The sequence below is a fragment of the Cupriavidus necator N-1 genome, assembly GCF_000219215.1.
Lineage (GTDB): Bacteria > Pseudomonadota > Gammaproteobacteria > Burkholderiales > Burkholderiaceae > Cupriavidus > Cupriavidus necator.
In genome coordinates, this window is record NC_015726.1 from 79,754 (window position 1) to 98,569 (window position 18,816).

Annotated in this window: 22 protein-coding genes; 9 read left to right on the top strand and 13 right to left on the bottom strand. The window is 68.0% G+C overall.

What is annotated here, in order from left to right:
* Entirely contained in the window at positions 1 to 984 is a 984-nt protein-coding gene (locus CNE_RS00385) for a Bug family tripartite tricarboxylate transporter substrate binding protein (RefSeq protein WP_013955176.1), read from the top strand.
* 32 nt (positions 985 to 1,016) lie between these two features.
* Here the strand turns inward: CNE_RS00385 and CNE_RS00390 are convergent, their stop codons facing one another.
* Positions 1,017 to 1,697, bottom strand: a complete 681-nt coding sequence (locus CNE_RS00390; RefSeq protein WP_041227676.1) for a response regulator transcription factor — start codon at positions 1,695 to 1,697, stop codon at positions 1,017 to 1,019.
* Between the two features lie 184 nt (positions 1,698 to 1,881).
* On the opposite strand from CNE_RS00390, the gene CNE_RS40910 reads away from it, so the two are divergent.
* A complete protein-coding gene (locus CNE_RS40910; RefSeq protein WP_013955178.1) occupies positions 1,882 to 2,043 on the top strand; it encodes a hypothetical protein in 162 nt (53 codons plus the stop codon).
* A gap of 49 nt (positions 2,044 to 2,092) precedes the next feature.
* Here the strand turns inward: CNE_RS40910 and CNE_RS00395 are convergent, their stop codons facing one another.
* The 4 genes from CNE_RS00395 to minC all read right to left on the bottom strand — a co-directional run bounded on the left by CNE_RS00395 (position 2,093) and on the right by minC (position 5,532).
* On the bottom strand, positions 2,093 to 3,196 hold the full coding sequence (locus CNE_RS00395; RefSeq protein WP_013955179.1) for a porin: 1,104 nt from the start codon (positions 3,194 to 3,196) through the stop codon (positions 2,093 to 2,095).
* Positions 3,197 to 3,561: 365 nt separating this feature from the next.
* On the bottom strand, positions 3,562 to 3,816 hold the full coding sequence (gene minE / locus CNE_RS00400) for a cell division topological specificity factor MinE (protein ID WP_010811451.1): 255 nt from the start codon (positions 3,814 to 3,816) through the stop codon (positions 3,562 to 3,564).
* A 21-nt stretch (positions 3,817 to 3,837) separates the two neighbouring features.
* Positions 3,838 to 4,653, bottom strand: a complete 816-nt coding sequence (gene minD, locus CNE_RS00405; RefSeq protein WP_013955180.1) for a septum site-determining protein MinD — start codon at positions 4,651 to 4,653, stop codon at positions 3,838 to 3,840.
* Between the two features lie 66 nt (positions 4,654 to 4,719).
* The gene (gene minC, locus CNE_RS00410; protein WP_041227678.1) at positions 4,720 to 5,532 is read right to left on the bottom strand and encodes a septum site-determining protein MinC; all 813 of its coding nucleotides are present in this window, start codon (positions 5,530 to 5,532) and stop codon (positions 4,720 to 4,722) included.
* Positions 5,533 to 5,763: 231 nt separating this feature from the next.
* Here minC and CNE_RS00415 point away from each other — a divergent pair, with 231 nt between their 5' ends.
* On the top strand, positions 5,764 to 6,735 hold the full coding sequence (locus tag CNE_RS00415; protein ID WP_013955182.1) for a magnesium and cobalt transport protein CorA: 972 nt from the start codon (positions 5,764 to 5,766) through the stop codon (positions 6,733 to 6,735).
* A gap of 154 nt (positions 6,736 to 6,889) precedes the next feature.
* Positions 6,890 to 7,594 carry a tetratricopeptide repeat protein gene (locus tag CNE_RS00420; protein WP_013955183.1) on the top strand — a complete coding sequence of 235 codons (705 nt, stop codon included), beginning with the start codon at positions 6,890 to 6,892 and terminating at the stop codon, positions 7,592 to 7,594.
* Positions 7,595 to 7,645: 51 nt separating this feature from the next.
* On the opposite strand, the gene CNE_RS00425 is transcribed toward CNE_RS00420, so the two are convergent.
* Positions 7,646 to 8,476, bottom strand: a complete 831-nt coding sequence (locus CNE_RS00425; RefSeq protein WP_013955184.1) for a MerR family transcriptional regulator — start codon at positions 8,474 to 8,476, stop codon at positions 7,646 to 7,648.
* Positions 8,477 to 8,574: 98 nt separating this feature from the next.
* Between CNE_RS00425 and CNE_RS00430 the strand changes: the two genes are divergently transcribed.
* The 3 genes from CNE_RS00430 to CNE_RS00440 all read left to right on the top strand — a co-directional run bounded on the left by CNE_RS00430 (position 8,575) and on the right by CNE_RS00440 (position 11,695).
* Positions 8,575 to 9,519, top strand: a complete 945-nt coding sequence (locus CNE_RS00430; protein WP_013955185.1) for a LysR family transcriptional regulator — start codon at positions 8,575 to 8,577, stop codon at positions 9,517 to 9,519.
* A gap of 122 nt (positions 9,520 to 9,641) precedes the next feature.
* Complete coding sequence (locus CNE_RS00435) at positions 9,642 to 10,610, top strand: Bug family tripartite tricarboxylate transporter substrate binding protein (RefSeq protein ID WP_013955186.1); 969 nt, start codon at positions 9,642 to 9,644, stop codon at positions 10,608 to 10,610.
* 110 nt (positions 10,611 to 10,720) lie between these two features.
* Positions 10,721 to 11,695, top strand: coding sequence for a M14 family metallopeptidase (locus CNE_RS00440; protein WP_013955187.1), 975 nt, complete (start codon positions 10,721 to 10,723; stop codon positions 11,693 to 11,695).
* 91 nt (positions 11,696 to 11,786) lie between these two features.
* Here the strand turns inward: CNE_RS00440 and CNE_RS00445 are convergent, their stop codons facing one another.
* From CNE_RS00445 to CNE_RS00470, 6 genes are all read right to left on the bottom strand, one after another.
* Complete coding sequence (locus CNE_RS00445) at positions 11,787 to 12,329, bottom strand: Sbal_3080 family lipoprotein (protein WP_013955188.1); 543 nt, start codon at positions 12,327 to 12,329, stop codon at positions 11,787 to 11,789.
* A 139-nt stretch (positions 12,330 to 12,468) separates the two neighbouring features.
* The gene (locus tag CNE_RS00450) at positions 12,469 to 12,672 is read right to left on the bottom strand and encodes a hypothetical protein (RefSeq protein ID WP_013955189.1); all 204 of its coding nucleotides are present in this window, start codon (positions 12,670 to 12,672) and stop codon (positions 12,469 to 12,471) included.
* 31 nt (positions 12,673 to 12,703) lie between these two features.
* Positions 12,704 to 13,273, bottom strand: a complete 570-nt coding sequence (locus tag CNE_RS00455; RefSeq protein ID WP_013955190.1) for an OB-fold putative lipoprotein — start codon at positions 13,271 to 13,273, stop codon at positions 12,704 to 12,706.
* 41 nt (positions 13,274 to 13,314) lie between these two features.
* The gene (locus CNE_RS00460; RefSeq protein ID WP_013955191.1) at positions 13,315 to 14,559 is read right to left on the bottom strand and encodes a glycosyltransferase; all 1,245 of its coding nucleotides are present in this window, start codon (positions 14,557 to 14,559) and stop codon (positions 13,315 to 13,317) included.
* A 107-nt stretch (positions 14,560 to 14,666) separates the two neighbouring features.
* The gene (gene mnmE / locus CNE_RS00465) at positions 14,667 to 16,094 is read right to left on the bottom strand and encodes a tRNA uridine-5-carboxymethylaminomethyl(34) synthesis GTPase MnmE (protein ID WP_013955192.1); all 1,428 of its coding nucleotides are present in this window, start codon (positions 16,092 to 16,094) and stop codon (positions 14,667 to 14,669) included.
* A gap of 72 nt (positions 16,095 to 16,166) precedes the next feature.
* Positions 16,167 to 16,988, bottom strand: coding sequence for a CHAD domain-containing protein (locus CNE_RS00470; protein ID WP_041228265.1), 822 nt, complete (start codon positions 16,986 to 16,988; stop codon positions 16,167 to 16,169).
* 174 nt (positions 16,989 to 17,162) lie between these two features.
* On the opposite strand from CNE_RS00470, the gene CNE_RS00475 reads away from it, so the two are divergent.
* Entirely contained in the window at positions 17,163 to 17,600 is a 438-nt protein-coding gene (locus CNE_RS00475) for a PaaI family thioesterase (protein ID WP_013955194.1), read from the top strand.
* Between the two features lie 31 nt (positions 17,601 to 17,631).
* Positions 17,632 to 18,018 (top strand): VOC family protein, encoded by a 387-nt coding sequence (locus CNE_RS00480; protein WP_013955195.1) that lies wholly within the window; start codon positions 17,632 to 17,634, stop codon positions 18,016 to 18,018.
* A gap of 4 nt (positions 18,019 to 18,022) precedes the next feature.
* Here the strand turns inward: CNE_RS00480 and tam are convergent, their stop codons facing one another.
* Positions 18,023 to 18,793 (bottom strand): trans-aconitate 2-methyltransferase, encoded by a 771-nt coding sequence (tam, locus tag CNE_RS00485; protein ID WP_013955196.1) that lies wholly within the window; start codon positions 18,791 to 18,793, stop codon positions 18,023 to 18,025.
* Between the last annotated feature and the right edge of the window lie 23 nt (positions 18,794 to 18,816).

Sequence of the window (18,816 nt, forward strand, 5' to 3'; positions counted from 1 at the left end):
ATGGCCTTCCCCTTCCGCTCGTCCCTGCTGGCCGCCCTGTGCGTGACCAGCGGTACTGCCGCACTGCCTGCCGCCGCTGCCGACGCCTATCCCAGCCGCCCGATCCGCCTGATCGTCGCCTACCCGACCGGCGGCATCAGCGACACCGTGGCGCGCGCGCTCGGCGAGCGGCTGTCGGCGCAGATGGGCACTTCGGTGGTGGTCGAGAACAAGGCCGGCGCGGGCGGCAGCATCGGCATCGATGCCGTCGCCAAGGCTGCGCCGGACGGCTACACGCTGGGCTTTGCCGCCACCAGCCCGCTGACGCTCAACCCGCATGTCGGGCGCGTCAACTACGATCCGCAGAAGGACGTGGCGCCGGTGATGAGCGTGATGTACTCGCCGGTGCTGGTGGTGGCCACCTCCGGCTTCAGCGGCAAGAGCTTTGCCGACGTGGTCGGCCAGGCCAGCGCCAAGCCGGGCTCGGTGCGCTGGGCAACGTCGGGCCTGGGCACGGTCGGCCATGTGGTGCTGGAACAGATCAAGCAGAAGTCGAAGGCCGATATCACGCTGATCCCGTACAAGGGCGCGGGCCAGCAGATGAATGACGCGCTCGGCGGCCAGTTCGAGGTGATGAGCACCAACGCCAGCCCGGTGCTGACCCAGCATATGCAGGCCGGCCGCCTGCGCGCGCTGGCGGTGGGTGCGCCCAGGCGCCTGGAGAGCCTGCCCTCGGTGCCGACGCTGGCCGAGCTGGGCTACCCCAAGGCCAACCTGACCTCGACCTTCGGCATCTTCGCGCCGGGCAAGACGCCCGCGGCCATCATCAGCCGCCTGAACGCCGAACTGAACAAGGCGCTGGCCGAGCCGGAAGTCCATGAACGCCTGCTCAAGGGCGGCGAGGTGCCGACCGGCGGCACGCCGGCGCAGTTTGCCAAGGCCATCCGCGAAGAGTCCGCGGAGAATGCCCGCATCGTCAAGGAAGCGGGCATCAAGGCCGATTGAGGCTTAGAACCCGTTTCATTCTGAAACGGGTTCTAAGCCGCATCCAGTCGGCTGCCCAGTCCATACACCGACGACAGCCGCACGCCGTTGTGCGGCCACAGCGCCAGCTTGGTTCGCACGCGCGACAGGTGGCTGTCCACGGTGCGCGAGGCCGGGTCCATGTGGTAGCGCCAGACCTGGTCGGCCATGGTCTGGCGCAGCACCAGCGAACCCAGGTTGCGGAACAGCAGCACCGCCAGGTCGAATTCCTTGGGGGCCAGCAGCACCGGCTTGCCCTGGACCCACACGCGCCGCTCCGCGGTGGCAAAGCGGAATACGCCGTGCTCCAGGTCGCATTCGTCGCGCGTCGGCCTGGCGCGGCGCAACAGCGCCAGCACGCGCGCGGCCAGCTCGGCCGTGCGCAGCGGCTTGGGCACGTAGCTGTCGGCGCCCTGCGCAAAGCAGGCCGCGACGAAGGCTTCTTCGTTGGAGGTGCCGGTCAGAATTACGGGCATCTCGTTGCCGAGCGTGCGGCGCACCCATGCCAGCACTTCCAGGGCCGGGATCCCCGGCGCATCGCAATCGAGCATCAGCAGATCGAACGACCTGCCGCGCAGCGCGCCGATCATGGTGCGTCCGCTGAGATAGCGCGCGCACTGGTGCCCGTTCAGGCGAAGGGTCTGTTCGATGCTGACGGCGAGGGTCGGGTCCGCCTGCAGCGCGGCGATGTTCACGAGAGTGGCTCCTGCGCGGGCGCATCGGAATGCGCCGATGGATGGACAGAGCATGGCACTGCGGTCCCGCTCGGCACGCAGCGAAGCCCATGGTAGGAGCGGCCCGCTGAGGCGAGAAGTAAAAGATTGTTGAAAGTCGAGATTGAGGTCTTTCCTATTCGTGCGGAAGGCAACGCGGTCTTAATTGTCCCGCTGGTGTTCTGTTAGCGCCGCGCGGCTGGCGCTGCTGTGCGCGCAGCGCGTGGTGGCGGGCCATAGCGGCGTGCTGGTGCCGCTGCAGTCGATGGGCGAAGCCGCCTCGCCGGCCGGCTGGTACCTGTGGCTGCGGCGCCGGCCGCGCGCATGAAAAAAGGCACCCCGAAAGGTGCCTTTGCGCCAGACTGATCAGACAACGATCAGAAGATGTGGCGGATACCTGCGCCCAGGCCGAGCTGGTTGTCCCTGCCCGGCAGTTGGGTCTTCGCGCCGCCGGTCACCTTGTTGTAGTCCACGGTGCCGTAGACCTGGGTACGCTTGGACAGCGAGTACTCGGCCAGCAGAACGCCGGTGTAGCGGTTGCCGCTGACATCGGCCAGACCGTTGGTGTTCTTGATGTGATCACCATAGAACACGCCGGTCAGCGCCAGAGCCGGAGTGGCCTGGTAGGTCGCGCCGATGTAGCCGATGTTGTCCTTACGCGGGCTTGCCGTGTAATTGCCACCAGCCGGGATCGGATTTGCGCTGTTCGCCGGCGTGAAGAAAGCGGCGTCGATCAGGCCGGTCTTATCCTTGCCACCGATGTAGCCGAGGAAAACCTTGGCCGGGCCAAAGGCGTACTTACCGGCGGCACCCCACATTTGCTGCTTGTTGCCGTTCGTGTCACGGAATTCCTGGTACACGCCGCCAATACCCCACGGGCCGGATTCGTATGCAGCGCGGGCGCCAAAATACGGTGCGTTGCCATTGGGCGGGTTGGTCTGTGCGTGCGTGAAGCTGCCAGGCTTCTCGCCGAAGCCATAGCTGGCGCCAACGTTCAGGCCACCGAACTTGCCCGAGTAGCTGATCACGTTGTCGCTGCGGAACTGCGTCAGGAAGAAGGGCCAGGCGTTCTGGTCGTAGTTGCCGATGGTCAGCGGATCGTAGTCACCGAAGAAATTAAAGCCTTCGGTGTACTGGCGGCCCAGCTTGATGGCGCCGAAATCGCCGCTCAGGCCAACATATGCCTGACGACCGAACAGGCGACCGCCTTGGTTGGCCTTGCCGGTATCCGGATCAAAGCCGTTTTCCAGTTGGAAGATGGCCTTCAGGTTGTTGCCCAGGGACTCGCTGCCTTTCAGGCCCCAGCGGCTGTTGGTGACCGCGCCGTTGCTCAGCTGGGTCTGGCTGTGGTTCTGGGCGTCGGAATTGGTGGTGAAGCGAATGCTCTGGTCAACGATACCGTACAGGGTAACGGACGACTGGGCGAACGCCGAACCTGCCAACAGGCTGCCGGCTGCGAGGACGATGGCCGATTTCTTCATGGTGCTCCTTTTCTGTCTTGTACTGTTCTCTCCGCCGGATCACGGCGTGGACGAGGTCTACGTATCTTGTAGACGCCGCGAAAATTTAACAAAACGTAAGCTACAAGGACACAAAACTCCGCCAAGCTGCGCTTTCAAGCAGGATTTTGGTGCAAATCCGTTGTCTCGCCGCTACAGAATTCCGAATTGGGGCATTTTGGCAGCGCTGGCAAGCTGGCCTGCACACTGGGCTGGCGGGGAATCACGAAAGGGAGAACGGAGGCCGGCCGACCCCGGCGCGCAAGCGGCGCCGCGGTCGGCGGAAAGACGGGAAGTGCGGGAAAACCGAAGGAGGAGGAATGAATCCGGCAGCGCCGGATCCGTCCTCAGTTCTGCGGGATCTCGATCTTGACCTCGAGCACCTCGAGGTTGTCCTGGCGTTCCAGGCTGACGCGCAGGTCCTGGTCGCCGATCTTGACGTACTTGGAGATCACCGCCACCAGCTCGCGCTGCAGCGCGGGCAGGTAGTCGGCGGGCGCGGAATGGCCGGTGCGCTCGTGCGCCAGGATGATCTGCAGCCGCTCCTTGGCGACCGACGCGGACTTCTTCTTCTCTCCCAGCAGGAAGGAAAGGATCGACATGGGGTGAGCCCTCCTTGACCGTTACTTGTTGCCGAAGATGCGGGAGAGCAGACCCGGCTTCTGGTAGTCGGTGAAACGCATCGGCTTGTCCTTGCCGAGGAAGCGGTCCACCACGTCGCCATAGGCGTCGGCCACGTCGCTGCCTTCCAGGTGGATGGCGGGCGTGCCCTGGTTCGAGGCGTGCAGCACGGCTTCAGACTCCGGCACCACGCCGATCAGCTTGATGCGCAGGATTTCCTGGATGTCGGTCAGCGACAGCATTTCGCCGCCATGCACGCGCTTGGGGTTGTAGCGGGTGATCAGCAGGTGTTCCTTGATCGGGTCGCCGCCTTCGCTGGCGCGCTTGGTCTTGGACGCCAGGATGCCCAGGATGCGGTCCGAATCGCGCACCGACGACACTTCCGGGTTGGTCACGATCAGCGCCTCGTCGGCGAAGTACATCGCCATCAGCGCGCCCGACTCGATGCCGGCGGGCGAGTCGCAGATGATGAATTCGAAATCCATCTCGATCAGGCCGTTGATGACCTTCTCGACGCCGTCGCGCGTGAGCGCATCCTTGTCGCGCGTCTGCGAGGCCGGCAGGATGAACAGGTTCTCGCACTTCTTGTCCTTGATCAGCGCCTGGCGCAGGTTGGCTTCGCCCTGCACCACGTTGATCAGGTCGTACACCACGCGGCGCTCGCAACCCATGATCAGGTCAAGGTTGCGCAGGCCGACGTCGAAGTCGATCACGGCAGTCTTGTGGCCGCGCAGGGCCAGGCCGGCGGCAAAGCTGGCGCTGGTGGTGGTCTTGCCGACGCCTCCCTTGCCGGAGGTCACAACGATGATTTTTGCCATGGCTCTTTGGTCCAGTAATAAGTTGAAGCTTGCGCTCTCTGCAATTCGGTCCCGAGGGCTGCGCGGTTACTTGAGCCGCAGCGCTTCGAGAATCAGTTTTTCATCGGCCAGGCGCACCTGGGCGGTCTTGCCGAGCACATCGGCCGGAAGCGTCTGCTCCGCGGTCCGGTAGATGCCGGCGATGGAAATCAGTTCAGGCTCCATGCACGTGCTGAAAATGCGCGCGCCGGTGTTGCCCTTGACGCCCGCCAGCGCACGGCCGCGCAGCGGGGCATAGATATGGATGTTGCCTTCGGCAATCACCTCGGCGCCGTAGCTGACCACGTCCAGGATGACCACGTCGCCCTGCGCGTAGACCTGCTGGCCCGAGCGCAGCGGCTTGTCGATCAGCATGGTCTGGGTCTGGCGGATGGCAGCGGCCACGGCGGCGTCGGTGGTGGCCTGCGCGGCGGCGCGGATGGATTCCTCGCGCGCGACCTGTTCGGCGGCGGCCTGTTCCGCCGCGGCTGCGGCCCTGGCCTCGGCGGCGCGGTCGGTGGCGCGATCGGCGCCACTGCCGCGGCGGGCCTGGCTGTCCAGCAGCGGCAGGCCGAAGCGCTCGGCCCACTCGCGCTGGCCGGGGCGGGCCACCACGCCGATGGCGCGGGCCTTGAGCGTGGCCAGCGTCTCGATCACGGTGCCAAGCGCGACTTCGCTGTCATCTTCCAGCGCACGCAGGTCCAGCGCGATCACGTCATTGGAAAAGAAGTCGGGGGTGGCTTCAAAGCGGGAGAGGAGGTCATCCCGCAGCGCAGCCATGTCGGCGGTCTGGAGGGCGAGAAGGAGGGCGTCTACGTTGCCACTGCGCAGCTCGAAGCGTGGCGATTTCTTCTGGGACATAGCCGGGTGACCGTGGAAATGCCACATTCTAACGTCGTATCTGTCGCGAACTGTAACAATTGGATCGATATGTACAGCAGGTGGCGCGTGGGTTCCATATGCGCGTGCACGGCACACCGTAGCGCCGGGTAAGTGCGGCCAGCGTGGTTTGCCGCGCGGGGCAACGCGCATCAAGTCCGGCGCAGCGTAAAGGCTTGTTACGATTGCGCCATCTGATCAGCGGAGTTTTCCATGGGCGCCATCGTCAATTGCGTGGCCTACCGGCAGGGCAAGCGGCTCAGCACGGTGGGCATGGCGGAGATCCGCACAGTGCTGGACGTGCCGGGCACCTTTGTCTGGCTGGGCTTGCATGAGCCTGACCTCGCGCTGCTGCGCCAGGCCCAGCAGGCGTTCGGCCTGCACGACCTGGCGGTGGAGGATGCGCTCGATGCGCACCAGCGCCCCAAGCTCGAGTCCTACGGCGATTCGGTCTTCGTGGTGCTCAACACGGCGCAACTGGTGGAAGATGAAGTCGTGGTCGGCGAGACCCATCTCTTTGTCGGCCCCAACTATGTGGTTTCGGTGCGCCACGGTGTCAGCAGCACCTATGCGCCCGTGCGCGAGCGCTGCGAGCAGGACCCACACGGCCTGGCCAATGGCCCGGGCTATGTGCTGTACGCGCTGATGGACTTTATCGTCGACCACTACATGCCCATCGTCACGCGCCTGGAAGACACCTTCGAGGCGCTGGAGGAGGGCATCTTCCGCGACGAGTTCGACCGCAAGGCGATCGAGCGCCTGTACCAGATCAAGCGCCAGGTGCTGCGCCTGCGCAATGCGGTCAGCCCGGTGGAAGACATGTGCGGCCAGCTGATCCGGCTGCACGAAGACCTGGTGCCGAAGGAGCTGCGCGCCTATTTCCGCGACATCGAAGACCACGCCAGCCGGCTGGTGCGCACCCTCGACGTGGTGCGCGAAATGCTGACCACCGCCGTGCAGGTCAACCTGGCGCTGGTCACCGTGGGCCAGAACGAGGTGGTCAAGCGCCTGGCTGGCTGGGGCGCGATCCTGGCGATCCCGACCGTGATCTTCAGCCTGTACGGCATGAACTTCGATTTCATGCCTGAGCTGAAAGTCCCCTTCGCCTACCCGGCCGTGATCGGCGTGACCGCGGTCGCCTGCGGGGGACTGTGGCGGCGGCTGCATCGGGCCGGGTGGATCTGAATACCTGTTTTTATCTGCGCGATGAATGATCGTGGCAGATATTGTGGCTGATTGATTATTCGCATGGATATTCCGGCGATACCGCGCCTGCCTACCGGCGCGGTGCCCTGACTCCTACACTGGAATCAGGAAGGCGCTGTACCCGGAGTCCGCCATGTCGATTGCCCGCCCCCCGATTGCCGCCTTGCTCGCCGGCGCCACCGCCACATGGCTGTTGTGCATGCAGCCGGCAGCCTCCGCACCGCAGCCGCCTGCCCCCGCGCAGGCCCAGACCCGCGACGCGGTCACCGCGTATGAAGCGGGCAACTTCGATCAGGCCCTGCGCGGCTTTGCCGACGCGGCCCGGCAGGGCAACCGTCTGGCCCAATTCAACTACGCAATGATGCTGCTGCGCGGCGAGGGCACCGCCGCCCGCCCGCAGGAGGCGTTGGTCTGGCTGAAAAAAGCGGCCGACAGCCAGATGACGCATGCCCAGTACACCTGGGGCGACCTTTATGAGCGCGGCGAACTGGTGCCGAAGTCACTGGAGGAAGCCAACCGCTGGTATGCGCTGGCCGCACAGGGTGGGCATGTGCAGGCACAGATGGCGCTGGCGACGAATTACTTCACTGGCCGGGGCGTGCCGCGCGACTACGGACAGGCGTTCACGTGGTACAGCCGCGCGGCCAGTGCCGGCGACGGCGGTGCGCAATACATCGTCGGCAGCTTCTACGAGCACGGCGAGCCCGGGGTGGTCGACCGGGATCTCGAGCAGGCCAAGATCTGGTATGCGCGCTCAGCCGCGCACGGCGATCCGGGCGCGCTGGCGAAGTTGCGGTCGTTGCTGGAGGAGTCGGTGCGGGGAAGGGCAGCGAGGTAGCGCAGCGGGCTGACTGTGCCCGGAAGCGTTAACCATGTCCTCGCACGCCTGTCACCTGTGTCCGCCGCCCCCGCCTTCCTCATCATGCAGATGCTCGATGATCGCCGCCACCCGGTCGCCCAGGTATTTGTTGGCCGAAATCTCCAGCGCCCGCATCATCTCCGTCTCCGCCATCACCAGCGCCAGCGGGCGGATGCGCCACAGGATCTCCACCAGCCGCGGCACGTCCTGCGGCGGCGGCAGCTTGCCAACGCCGAAGCGGTCCAGTTCGCGCACCACGGTAGCGACGATATGGTCCGATACCGCCTGGAAATGCCCGCGCGACTGGGCGATGATCTCCAGCACGTCTTCCAGCGCAAAGCCCGCCTGGGCGATCTCCGCGCCCGCGGCCAGCGCGCGCGGGCTGCGCGCGAGATAGCCCAGGCCGTCCGGTTCCAGCAGCCCCAGTGAGATCGCCTTGGCCAGGGCCGGGCGCGAGATCGCGCGGCCGAACAGCCGCGCCAGCGCCAGGTAGGAGTAGTGCCGCGGCGTCTCGTTGGTCCACGGGCTGTTGATGGCGGTCTCCAGCCCCAGGATCGAGCGCAGGTCGTGTCCTTCGACGATGGCCTTGAGCAGCTCGGTGATATTGGCCAGCGTGTAGCCACGCGCCAGCAGGTGGTGGATCAGCTTGAGCCGCCCCAGGTGCGCCTGCGTGTAGATGCCCACGCGCCCGCGCCGCAGCGGCGGATCAATCAGGCCGCGGTCCTGGTAGGAGCGCACGTTGCGCACCGTGGTGCCGGCCACGCGCGCCAGCTCGTCGATGGTGTATTCCGGGGCGGGCGGCGTGGTGTCGGACGCCTGGCTGGTCGGGGACGAGGGGTGGCGGCGCCGGATCAGTGTCATGCGAAAAATTCTAACCGAGGAATGCGGCAGGCAAAGGTGGCGGCCGGTTTTGCCGATAATGAGGGCATTGCCGCCCCACCCTCAACGGTCCGCCCTCCATGCATATCCGCTGGCTCGAAGACTTCGTCTGCCTGGCCCAGGCCGGCAGCCTGGCGCGCGCCGCCGAACTGCGCAACGTGACCCCGCCCGCGTTTGGCCGGCGCATGCAAGCGCTTGAGGTCTGGGCCGGCGCTCCGCTGATCGACCGCAGCGCGTTCCCGGTGCGGCTGACCGCCGAAGGGCGCCAGTTTCTGGAAGCCGCGCAGAGCGCCTTGCGCACGCTGGACGAGACCCGCCTGGCGCTGCGCGCCGCACACCGCGCCGACGCCAGCACGGTCACCATCGCCACCGGCAAGACCCTGGCGCGCTCGATGGTGCCGGCGTGGCTGGCGGGCCTGCGCGAGGCGCTGCGGCACGATCCCGCGGCGGCCGGCTTCCGCACACGGCTGTCGACCTTCCCGATGCACGACGCGCTGGCCATGTTTTCCGAGGGCGATGCCGACTTCCTGCTTTGCTACAGCCCGCCGGACTTGCCGGTGATGCTGGATGACGCGCGCTACCAGTTCCACCTGGCCGGCGTGGAGCGGCTGGTGTGTGTGAGCGCCGCCGATGCGCGCGGCGCGCCGCTGCACCGGCTGGCGACCGGCAAAGCTGCGGCGAAGCCGGTTCCGATGATCGCCTACGCCGAGACCCTGACACTTGGCCGCATGGTCAACCAGGAGATCGCGCGCCGCAAGCTGGCGCCGCGGCTGGACGTGATCGCGGTCAGCGACTTTGCCGAGTCGGTGCACGAGATGGTGCGCCAGCGCATGGGCCTGGCCTGGCTGCCGGCACGGCTGATTGCCGACGACCTGCACGCCGGGCGCCTGGTGCGCGCCATCGGCGGCGTACGCAGCGATGATGGCGGCGACCTGGCGCTCGATATCCGCCTGTACCGCCCGCGCGCGCCGATGCGCCCGCTGGCCGAGGCCTTCTGGCAGGCGGCGGTGCGGGCACCGCGCTGATGCGCCTTCGGCCACCATTGCCGAATCGGCAACCCCCCTTGCCAAAGCTGCACGCCGGGCCGGTTGCGCGCTCACTACCATCGCTCCACAACAACCATTCCGGGACCCCCAGAGCCAAGACCATGAAGACCATCCTGCGCGCGGCCGCTGCCGCACTCTGCCTTGCCGCTTCCGCCGGCGCCGTTGCCTCCGCCTGGCCCGCCAAGCCGATCACGCTGGTGGTGGGCTACACCGCCGGCGGCAGCGTCGACCTGGTGGCCCGGACCATCGCCCCGGAACTGGGCAAGCGCTTGGGCCAGAGCGTGGTGATCGAGAACCTGGGCGGCGCCGGCGGCACCATCGGCGCGGCCAAGGTGGTCAAGGCCGAGGCCGACGGCTACACCCTGCTGATGGGCTCGGGCAGTGAAGTGTCGATCGCCCGCCTGACCAACCCCGCCGTGCGTTATGACGGCGAGAAGGACCTGGCGCCGGTGACCTTCGTCGGCACCCAGCCGATGGTGCTGGTCGGCAAGCCCGGCCTGGCCGCCAGGAATGCGGCCGAGCTGATCGCGCTGGCCAAGGCCCAGCCGGGCAAGCTGGCGTATGCCTCGTCGGGCGTGGGCACGCCGCTGAACCTGGCCGGCGAGCTGATCAAGCAGCAGGGCAAGGTCAATATCACGCACGTGCCGTACAAGGGCGCGTCGGCCATGGCCACCGACCTGCTCGGCGGCCAGATCGACCTGGCGGTGATGGTGCTGTCGTCGGCGCTGCCGCATATCCAGGCCGGCCGCGTGCAGGCCTACGGCGTGACCAACGCCAAGCGCTCGCCGGTGGCGCCGAACGTGCCCGCGCTGGCCGAGACGCCCGCGCTCAAGGGCGTCGACATGGGCGTGTGGTTCGGACTGATGGGCCCGGCCAAGCTGCCGCAAGCGGTGGTGGAGCGCCTGAACACCGAGATGCAGGCCGTGCTGGCCATGCCGGATGTGAAGAAGAAGCTGGCAGAAGCCGGCGTGGAAGTGGCGCCGGCCAATCCGGCGCAGTTCGGCAGCTTTATCAAGCGCGAGACGGGGCGCTATCGCACCATCGTGCAGACGGCTGGCATTCACGAGTAAGAGCTGGAGCGGGCGGCGCTGGCAAGATCCCGCCGCCCATCCTCAACCTGATCCCCAGAACACGACCCGGCGGCACCGACCCGCCAGGCACCCTGAACGCACCGATTCCCATGACCCAGCCCACCGCACCGATCGACGCCTACCCCGTCGATGTCGCATTCCCCGACATCCGCGCCTACGCCGCCGGCAACACCCGCATCCCTTATCTGTTCACCTTCGACAGCGGCCAGCCTGGCCCGCACGTGATGGTCAACGCGCTGACCCACGGCAACGAGGTCTGCGGCGCCATCGCCGTCAAGGCGCTGCTGGACCACGGCCTGCGCCCGCGCCGCGGCCGGCTGACGCTGGCGTTTGCCAACGTTGACGCGTACCACCGCTTCGATGCCGCCAGGCCCGACGCATCGCGCTTTGTCGACCAGGATTTCAACCGCGTATGGACCGCCAGGGTGCTGGATGACGCCAGCCTGGATTCATCGGAGCTGCGCCGCGCTCGCGCCATGCGCCCGGTGATCGATACCGTCGACCTGCTGCTGGACCTGCATTCGATGCACGAGAAAAGCCGGCCGCTGATCGTCTCCGGCCCGCTCGACAAGGGCATCGCCCTGGCGCGCGCGCTGGGCGCGCCGGCCGATGTGATCGTCGACGAAGGCCACCCCGAAGGCCGCCGCATGCGCGACTACGATGGCTTTGGCGATGCCGCCAGCGCGCGCAATGCACTGCTGATCGAATGCGGCCAGCACTGGGAGCCCGCCGCCGTGACCGTGGCGCAGGACAGCACCGCGCGCTTCCTGCTGCATGCCGGCGTGATCGATGCAAGCGACTTGCCCGCGGGCTGGCTGCAACCGCTGCCCGCCACGCAGCGTGTGGTGCGCGTGACCGAGCCGGTGGTGGCCACCAGCATGGATTTCCGCTTTGCCGGCCCCTATACCGGGCTGGAGACCTTTACCGAGGCCGGGACCGTAATCGGCTGGCGCGACGGCGAGCCGGTAGTGACGCCGTATCCGGATTGCGTGCTGGTGATGCCGTCGCTGCGCCAGTTGCGCCCGGGCGTGACCGTGGTGCGCCTGGGCCGGCTGGAGCGCTGATGCGGGTACGCTGGGCCGGGCGCGGCTGCGCCCGGCAAGAGGCTGCGCAGAGCGGCATGGTCCGGCCCTCCTTCGGTTGACTGCAGACAGGCTAGGCCGCCGGGGCGGCCGTGCCCGCCGGCGGCGGGGGCGGCGGCAGCATGCCGGGGAACAGCTGTTCGACCAGTTCATCCAGCTTGGACGACGGCTGCACGAAGTTGCTCAGGTTGAGCCCGCCCGCGCTGCGGTTGGCGTTATAAATGGCCTTGCCGACACGGTCGCCGTTGCGGAACACGGTGATATCCGCGCTGTTCAGGTACGCAGTCCAGTACCAGGCGCTGCGCGCCGTGTACAGCGCCACCACCGGGCACGCCGCGATCGAGGTCTGCGCCTGCAGCACCTTCACCTCGAAATTGCGCCTCCGCAGCGATGAGAGAAAACTCTCGACAAAGTCATTGCCCGTGACCGGATTCACCACCACGCACAGCAGCGTGCCGTTGGCGCCGTAGTTGCCCAGCGGGCCGCCGCCAGCCGGCACCTGGAACGCGACAAGGGGATCGGTGCGGTCGGGCCGGTCGACCGGGGTCACTGCCTGGTAGGTCGAGCAAGCGGTGATCAGCAGGCCAAGGCCTGCGGCCAGCAGAGTTTTGTACATGGATGTCCTGTGTGGCTGGGGCGGGCTGCCCTGCAAGACACAGTGGCCACCGCATACCTTCACACTGTAGGCGCCGGTACGCCGATCCAATCGTCCAAACAGAAGCGCAAAACGGCCGCTTCTGCGCCGGGGTGGCGGCTCAGCCGCCCGCGCCGCCGCCTTGCGCCAGCCGGCCCACCAGGACCAGGCAAAGCCCGGCAAGGCAGACCCCGATGACTACGACCTGCAGCCGCGTGACGGGTCTGCCGCCAAACAGCGTCTGGCTGAGCCAGGCGGGCGAAACCACGCCGACGATGGTGGCAACCATGATCAGGATGGCTAGGACGGACAGAACGGATTGCATGGCGGGACTCCGGAATCTAGGACAAGCGCGATCAGTTGGCGCCGCCGCGCAGCAGGCAGTCGCGCAGCAGCGGTGCGCCATCCGCCAGCCCGGCGCCGTTGCATTCCAGCGCGACCTTCTGGCCGCGCCGCACCATGGTGGCTCGGGCTTCCACCTCGCACACCCGCCCTGCCGGGCCGCAGATCTGGCGTTGCAGCAGCAGTGCGCGCACATTCACGCCGGGATCGTTGGTGCGGATATCGACAAAGACCTGGTTGCCCTCGCGGCGAATGCCGCTGGCGACGCCTTCGACGATCAGGTACTGGCCCAGGTAGCGGGTGTCGGCTTCCTTGGGGTTGCCGCGGTAGTCATTCAGCAGCGTGTCGGCCTGGAGCTGCGGCAGCCGGTCCGCGGGGCGCTCCGGGTCGATGCTGATCGGGTCGAGCGTGCCATCGCGCGGCACCCCGCGCACGACGCTTGCCGGCACCGCGCTGGCTTCGGCCTGCGCCTCGGGTGCGGCACCGCCGACATCGTCGCGGCGGTCATTGCCGGCAAACCACAACATGCCAAGGACAGCCACGGCGACGATGGCAATAAGGATTTGCTGGGTACGGTTCAACATCGGAAGGTCCTGCGTCAGTGAATGCGGAAGGCGGAACGGGATTATGCGCCCTGCCTGCCGCAAAAGCGCTCAATCGCCGCCACGGCATGGTCGACGCCGCGCTCGGCGGCCATCGCGCGGCCCAGCGTGGCGGCCCGTTCGCGCGTGGCCGATTGCTCCGCGAAGGCGATCATCGACGCCAGCCGCGGCGCGTCGATCTTGTGCCCGGCGACATAGCGCGGCGCCACGCCCAGTGCCGCCAGCCGGCCCGCCCAGAAAAACTGGTCGCCCGCAAACGGCAGCACGATCGATGGGGCGCCCGCTGCCACGGCTGCATGCGTGGTGCCCGCACCGCCATGATGGATTGCCGCCGACACGCGCGGCAACAGCCAGTCATGCGGGGTGGCGCCTACCACGTGGAAGCTGGATGGCAACGCCGCCACGTCGATGCCGCTCCAGCCCGGATAGAACAGCGCGCGCCGGCCATCGACCGCCTGCACCAGCGCCGTCACCACCTTGTCCCGGTCAAAGCCCGCCATGCTGCCAAAGCCGATATACAGCGGCGCCTCGCCGGCCGCCAGGAAGTCGCGCAGCGGCGCGTCCGGTTGCCAGTCCGGCTGCGGCGGCATGGTCCACGCGCCGCTCACCAGCCAGTCGTCATGCCAGTCATGCGGACGCGGCACCAGCTGCGGCGAGATCGCGTACAGCGTCGGAAAGTCCGCCCACATCGCCTTGCGCGCTGACGCGCCGAACAGCCTGGAGCGCGCAGCATTGGTCGCGGTACGGAACATGCGCCACAGCACGAAGTTGATCACGTGGTGGCTGGCGCGATTAGCCCACCCCGGCATCCTGAACGGCGGGAGCAGCGCGGACGGAAAGGCCCGCGTCGGCGAGATCGGGAACATGCCCGCGCCGATCACCGGCTTGCCCAACTGCTCGCCCACCGACAGCGCCACATACGCCGTCAGCCCCGAGAACACGATGCCATCGGCAGCGCGCGCGGCTTCCGCCAGTTGTGCCATCCATGCCTCGGTGTTGTCCTCGGCAATGCGCGCGAATGCCCGCGTGGCCTCGGCGACGTTGCCGCCTTCGGTCATCAGCTTGTGCAGCGCGCCGCCGGGAGCCAGCGTCTGCTGGATATCGCCCGCCATCGGCGCAAAGGCCAGGCCGTGCTCTGCCGCGAGCGTGGCTGCCGAGCGTTCGCCCAGCATCAGCACGTCGTGGCCGGCGGCGCGCAGGCCGAGGCCCAGCGCGACCATGGGGCGGCAGTCGCCCTGGGTACCGAAGGTGATGAGGGTCAGGCGCATGGCGGGAGAGGCGCCGAAGGGCCCGGCGCCGGCATGTCAGCGAGTAGCCTGCAGTTTACTTGTACCGGCGCCTTCCGCGCCGCGACATGGGGCCGCGGCTGCGGGTATCACTTGCCGATGCAGAAACGCGTAAAGATCGTCCCCAGCAGATCATCGCTGGTGAACTCACCCGTAATGCTGTTCAGGCAATCCTGCGCCAGCCGCAGCTCTTCGGCAAACAGGTCCAGCGCCTGCGCCTGGTGCTCGGCCTGCTCCGCGGCGATATCCAGGTGCGATTGCGCATTCCGCAGCGCCGTCAGGTGCCGTTCGCGCGCCAGGAAGTTGCCTTCATTGCCTGACTGCCAGCCCACCAGCCGCAGTAGTTCACGACGCAGCAGTTCAATGCCGGCCCCGGTGCGCGCCGAGATCCAGATCTCGGTCGGGTTGGGGCCGTTGGCCGCAACCACATGCGGGCGGTTGCCGCCGAAGACGACATCGCCAACCGCGGGGGCCTTGTCGATCTTGTTGACGATGCGCACGATCGGCGAGCCCGGCGGCAGCTGGCCGCTGAGCTGGTCGTCGATGGCGTCGTCGGTCTCGGACAGGCCGTGGCGCAGGTAGTCGGTGGCGTCGACCAGGTGCAGCACGATATCGGCGCGGCGGATGGCGTCCCAGGTGCGTTCGATGCCGATGCGCTCGACTTCGTCGGCGGCGTGCTCGCGCAGGCCGGCGGTGTCGATGATATGCAGTGGGATGCCGTCGATCTGGATGGTCTCGCGCACGCGGTCGCGCGTGGTGCCGGCGATGGGCGTGACGATGGCCAGCTCCGCGCCGGCCAGCGCGTTCAGCAGCGACGACTTGCCCACGTTGGGCTGGCCCGCCAGCACCACCGACAGGCCCTCGCGCAGCAGCGCGCCCTGGCGCGCCTGCGCCAGCACGCCGCCAAGTTCGGTGCGGATGGTGGCAAGCTGGCCGCGGGCGTCGGACTGCTCCAGGAAATCGATCTCTTCCTCGGGGAAGTCCAGAGTGGCTTCCACCAGCATGCGCAGGTGGATGACCTTATCCACAAGCTGGCGGATGGCGTTGGAGAATTCGCCCTCCATCGAACGCGCCGCTGAGCGCGCCGCGGCCTCGGTGCTGGCTTCGATCAGGTCGGCCACGGCCTCGGCCTGGGCCAGGTCGAGCTTGTCGTTGAGGAAGGCGCGCCGCGTGAACTCGCCGGGCTCCGCCAGGCGCAGGCCGATGCCGTCGCCCGCCTGCAGGCAGCGCGTCAGCAGCATCTGCATCACCACCGGGCCGCCGTGGCCCTGCAGCTCGAGCACTTCCTCGCCGGTATAGGAATTGGGCGCCGGGAAATACAGCGCCAGGCCGTGGTCGATGACTTTGCCATGGCCATCGAGGAACGGCAGGTAGGTGGCATGGCGCGGCTTCAGCGCCTGGCCGCAGACGGCGCGCATCACCGGGCCGACATTGGGGCCCGACACGCGCACCACGCCGATGCCGCCGCGTCCGGGCGCGGTGGCGATGGCGGCAATGGGAACCTGGGGAGCAGTCATGGCGGTATTGTCGCAGATCGGGTGCAGTTGGCGTGGCACGCGGTGGGCAGGCCGCCATGGCGGGCGGGGTGGTCAGCTGGCGCCGGGCAGCGGCTGCGGCGGCGCCTCGTCCGGCATTGCCTGCGCCTGCAGGCAGTCGGCCAGCAGCCGGCGCGCGACGATGCCGTCGACAAAGCGGCCAAGCTTCGCCTGCCGTTTGACCAGCTTGCGATGCAGGTCCTTGCTGTAGCGGGATGGCAGCACCGGCGCGAACGCCTCGATCACATAGCGCAGTCGCTTGCCGGCGATGCGCAGTTCATGCACCGCGCGAGGATTGCCGCGGCGTGCAGCCTTTGCCAGCGCGCGCAGGCGCTTGCGGCCGCGGCGCACGCGCTTGCGCGCAAGGGGCCCGAGGCGGCCACCGTCACTGCGGGCGCGGGCGGCCAGATGGTCCAGGTGCGCCAGGTCGCGATGCAGCGCGGGCAGTGGCCAGTCACGGTAGCCGGCCAGGGCCGACAGCATGGTTTGCCGTGCGGTGTCGCGGCGCTCACGGGCGGTGTCGGCGATGGCCGACAGCACGGTATCGTCCGGTTCCAGCTTGCGTGCCGGGGCAATGGTTTCGGCCAGGAACACGTCCCAGTCGCGCACATCGCTGGTGGCGCGCGCCAGCATGCGCAGGTCATGCTTCCAGCGATCACGCTCCTGCCGCGGCAACGACGGCCCCAGGGCCCAGAGCACCGCGCGCGCGTGGCGTACCGCCACGCGCAGCGCGTGCAGGTCTTCGGCCTCGTCGCGGTGCAGCAACTGGGCCAGGCTTGCTTCCATGCGCGCCAGGCTTGCCTGCGTCAGCGCGGCAAAGGCGGCGGCGGGCCGCGTCTTGCGGTGCAGTGTGGGGGGATGGGCGTCGGCGATCATGGCGGGCTGCATGCGCTCAGGCGCGCATGCGGGTCGCGGATGCTTCCAGTGTAGGCGACAGCACGCCGGCCCGCTTCGGCGCGGCGTAAAAGGCGCATGGATGGTTGACAGCCCGGTGCCTTCACGCTGCAATGCGCACATCCCGGTGATGCAGTGACCCGACAAGGAACAGCCATGACCACCGAACAGGAACGGCTTTTGCTGCGCGACACCATCGAGGCGGGCTTCCGCCAGACCGCCTTCGTCAACGACGTCGGCATCTCGCTGGCGGACTGTGGGCCAGGCTGGTGCGAATCCACGCTGGCCATTACGCCGCGCCACCTGCAGCATGGCGGCATCGTCCATGCGGGCGTGCAGGCCACCATGGCGGACCACACCGCGGGCGCGGCGGCATCCACCATCCTGGAGGCAGGCCAGCACGTGGTCACCGCGGAGTTCAAGATCAACCTGCTCAGGGCCGTGCGCAGCGAACGGCTGCGCTGCCGTGCCGATGTGCTCAAGTCCGGCCGCGCGATCATCGTGGTGGAGGCGGATGTCTTTGCCGATGTCCACGGTGAATCCGTGCTGGTCAGCCGCCTGAACGCCACCATGAGCGTGCTGGATCTGGCCTGAGCGCCCTCCCACCCTTGAAAGGAAGCGACCCATGATCGACCACACCGGCGTAAGCGTCAGCGACTACGGCAAGAGCCGCGCCTTCTACCAGGCGGCGCTGGGCGCCATCGGCTATGTGCTGGACAAGGAATTCTCGGCGAGCGTCACCGGCAGCACCGACGTGGCCGGCTTCGGCCCGCCGGGGCAACCCGACTTCTGGATCCACCGCGGCACGCCCAACCAGCCGCCGCTGCACGTGGCCTTCCGCGTGGACAGCCGCGAGACCGTCGATGCCTTCTATCGCGCGGCGCTGGCCGCGGGCGGGCGCGACAACGGCGCGCCGGGCATCCGCGCGCACTACCATTCCGACTACTACGGCGCCTTCGTGCTGGACCCGGACGGGCACAACATCGAAGCGGTCTGCCACAAGCCTGCGTAGGGCCTCAGCGTGTCGCGACGATGAACAGGCGCGGGAACGGCAGCAGCACCGACCCGTCCGGCAGCGCCGGGTACGCCTTGGCAATCTCGGCTTCGTAGCGCGCCAGGTAGGCGGCGCGCTCGGCCTCGTCCAGCGGCTGCAGGAAGGGGCGCAGGCCGCTGCCCTTGAACCACTCGACCACCGCGGCCGGGCCGCCCGCCAGCGGATGGTGGTACGTGGTCAGCCATACATCCACGCGCTGGCACAGCGGGCGCAGCAGCTCGTAGTACCACTGCGCCGGGGCGCGCTCGGCGCGGGCCTTGCTGGCGCCGGCGAGCTTTTCGGCCCACGGGCCATCCGCCGCCACCTGGCGCATCAGCCGGTGCGCGGGTTCTTCCAGGTTGTCCGGCATCTGCACGGCCAGCGTGCCGCCGGGAGCGAGCCTGGATACCAGTGCCGGGAACAGGCTGGCGTGGTCAGGCAGCCACTGCAGCACGGCATTGGCCAGGATCACGTCATAGGGCCCGGCCTCGTCCCAGGCGCCGATGTCGGCCACGCGGAACTGCACGTCGGGCAGGCGCTTGCGCGCCGCGTCGACCATGTCCTGCGAGCTGTCCAGCCCGGTCACCGACGCCCCCGCATAGCGCGCCAGCAGCACCTCGGTGGAATTGCCCGGCCCGCAGCCGATATCCACCGCGCTGCGCGCGGTCTGATTGGGGATGGCAGCCACCAGGTCGCGGACCGGGCGGGTGCGTTCGTCTTCGAAGGCGACGTATTGGTGGGCGGACCAGCTCATGGGGATCTCCTGACGCTTAGGGC

Excerpts from the sequence above, each read along its gene's own strand:
- CNE_RS00385 (WP_013955176.1), top strand. The coding sequence starts at position 1 with ATGGCCTTCCCCTTCCGCTCGTCCCTGCTGGCCGCCCTGTGCGTGACC.
- CNE_RS00395 (WP_013955179.1), bottom strand. The coding sequence starts at position 3,196 with ATGAAGAAATCGGCCATCGTCCTCGCAGCCGGCAGCCTGTTGGCAGGT.
- minE (WP_010811451.1), bottom strand. The coding sequence starts at position 3,816 with ATGTCGATCCTTTCCTTCCTGCTGGGAGAGAAGAAGAAGTCCGCGTCG.
- minD (WP_013955180.1), bottom strand. The coding sequence starts at position 4,653 with ATGGCAAAAATCATCGTTGTGACCTCCGGCAAGGGAGGCGTCGGCAAG.
- minC (WP_041227678.1), bottom strand. The coding sequence starts at position 5,532 with ATGTCCCAGAAGAAATCGCCACGCTTCGAGCTGCGCAGTGGCAACGTA.
- CNE_RS00415 (WP_013955182.1), top strand. The coding sequence starts at position 5,764 with ATGGGCGCCATCGTCAATTGCGTGGCCTACCGGCAGGGCAAGCGGCTC.
- CNE_RS00420 (WP_013955183.1), top strand. The coding sequence starts at position 6,890 with ATGTCGATTGCCCGCCCCCCGATTGCCGCCTTGCTCGCCGGCGCCACC.
- CNE_RS00425 (WP_013955184.1), bottom strand. The coding sequence starts at position 8,476 with ATGACACTGATCCGGCGCCGCCACCCCTCGTCCCCGACCAGCCAGGCG.
- CNE_RS00430 (WP_013955185.1), top strand. The coding sequence starts at position 8,575 with ATGCATATCCGCTGGCTCGAAGACTTCGTCTGCCTGGCCCAGGCCGGC.
- CNE_RS00435 (WP_013955186.1), top strand. The coding sequence starts at position 9,642 with ATGAAGACCATCCTGCGCGCGGCCGCTGCCGCACTCTGCCTTGCCGCT.
- CNE_RS00440 (WP_013955187.1), top strand. The coding sequence starts at position 10,721 with ATGACCCAGCCCACCGCACCGATCGACGCCTACCCCGTCGATGTCGCA.
- CNE_RS00445 (WP_013955188.1), bottom strand. The coding sequence starts at position 12,329 with ATGTACAAAACTCTGCTGGCCGCAGGCCTTGGCCTGCTGATCACCGCT.
- CNE_RS00450 (WP_013955189.1), bottom strand. The coding sequence starts at position 12,672 with ATGCAATCCGTTCTGTCCGTCCTAGCCATCCTGATCATGGTTGCCACC.
- CNE_RS00455 (WP_013955190.1), bottom strand. The coding sequence starts at position 13,273 with ATGTTGAACCGTACCCAGCAAATCCTTATTGCCATCGTCGCCGTGGCT.
- CNE_RS00460 (WP_013955191.1), bottom strand. The coding sequence starts at position 14,559 with ATGCGCCTGACCCTCATCACCTTCGGTACCCAGGGCGACTGCCGCCCC.
- mnmE (WP_013955192.1), bottom strand. The coding sequence starts at position 16,094 with ATGACTGCTCCCCAGGTTCCCATTGCCGCCATCGCCACCGCGCCCGGA.
- CNE_RS00470 (WP_041228265.1), bottom strand. The coding sequence starts at position 16,988 with ATGATCGCCGACGCCCATCCCCCCACACTGCACCGCAAGACGCGGCCC.
- CNE_RS00475 (WP_013955194.1), top strand. The coding sequence starts at position 17,163 with ATGACCACCGAACAGGAACGGCTTTTGCTGCGCGACACCATCGAGGCG.
- CNE_RS00480 (WP_013955195.1), top strand. The coding sequence starts at position 17,632 with ATGATCGACCACACCGGCGTAAGCGTCAGCGACTACGGCAAGAGCCGC.
- tam (WP_013955196.1), bottom strand. The coding sequence starts at position 18,793 with ATGAGCTGGTCCGCCCACCAATACGTCGCCTTCGAAGACGAACGCACC.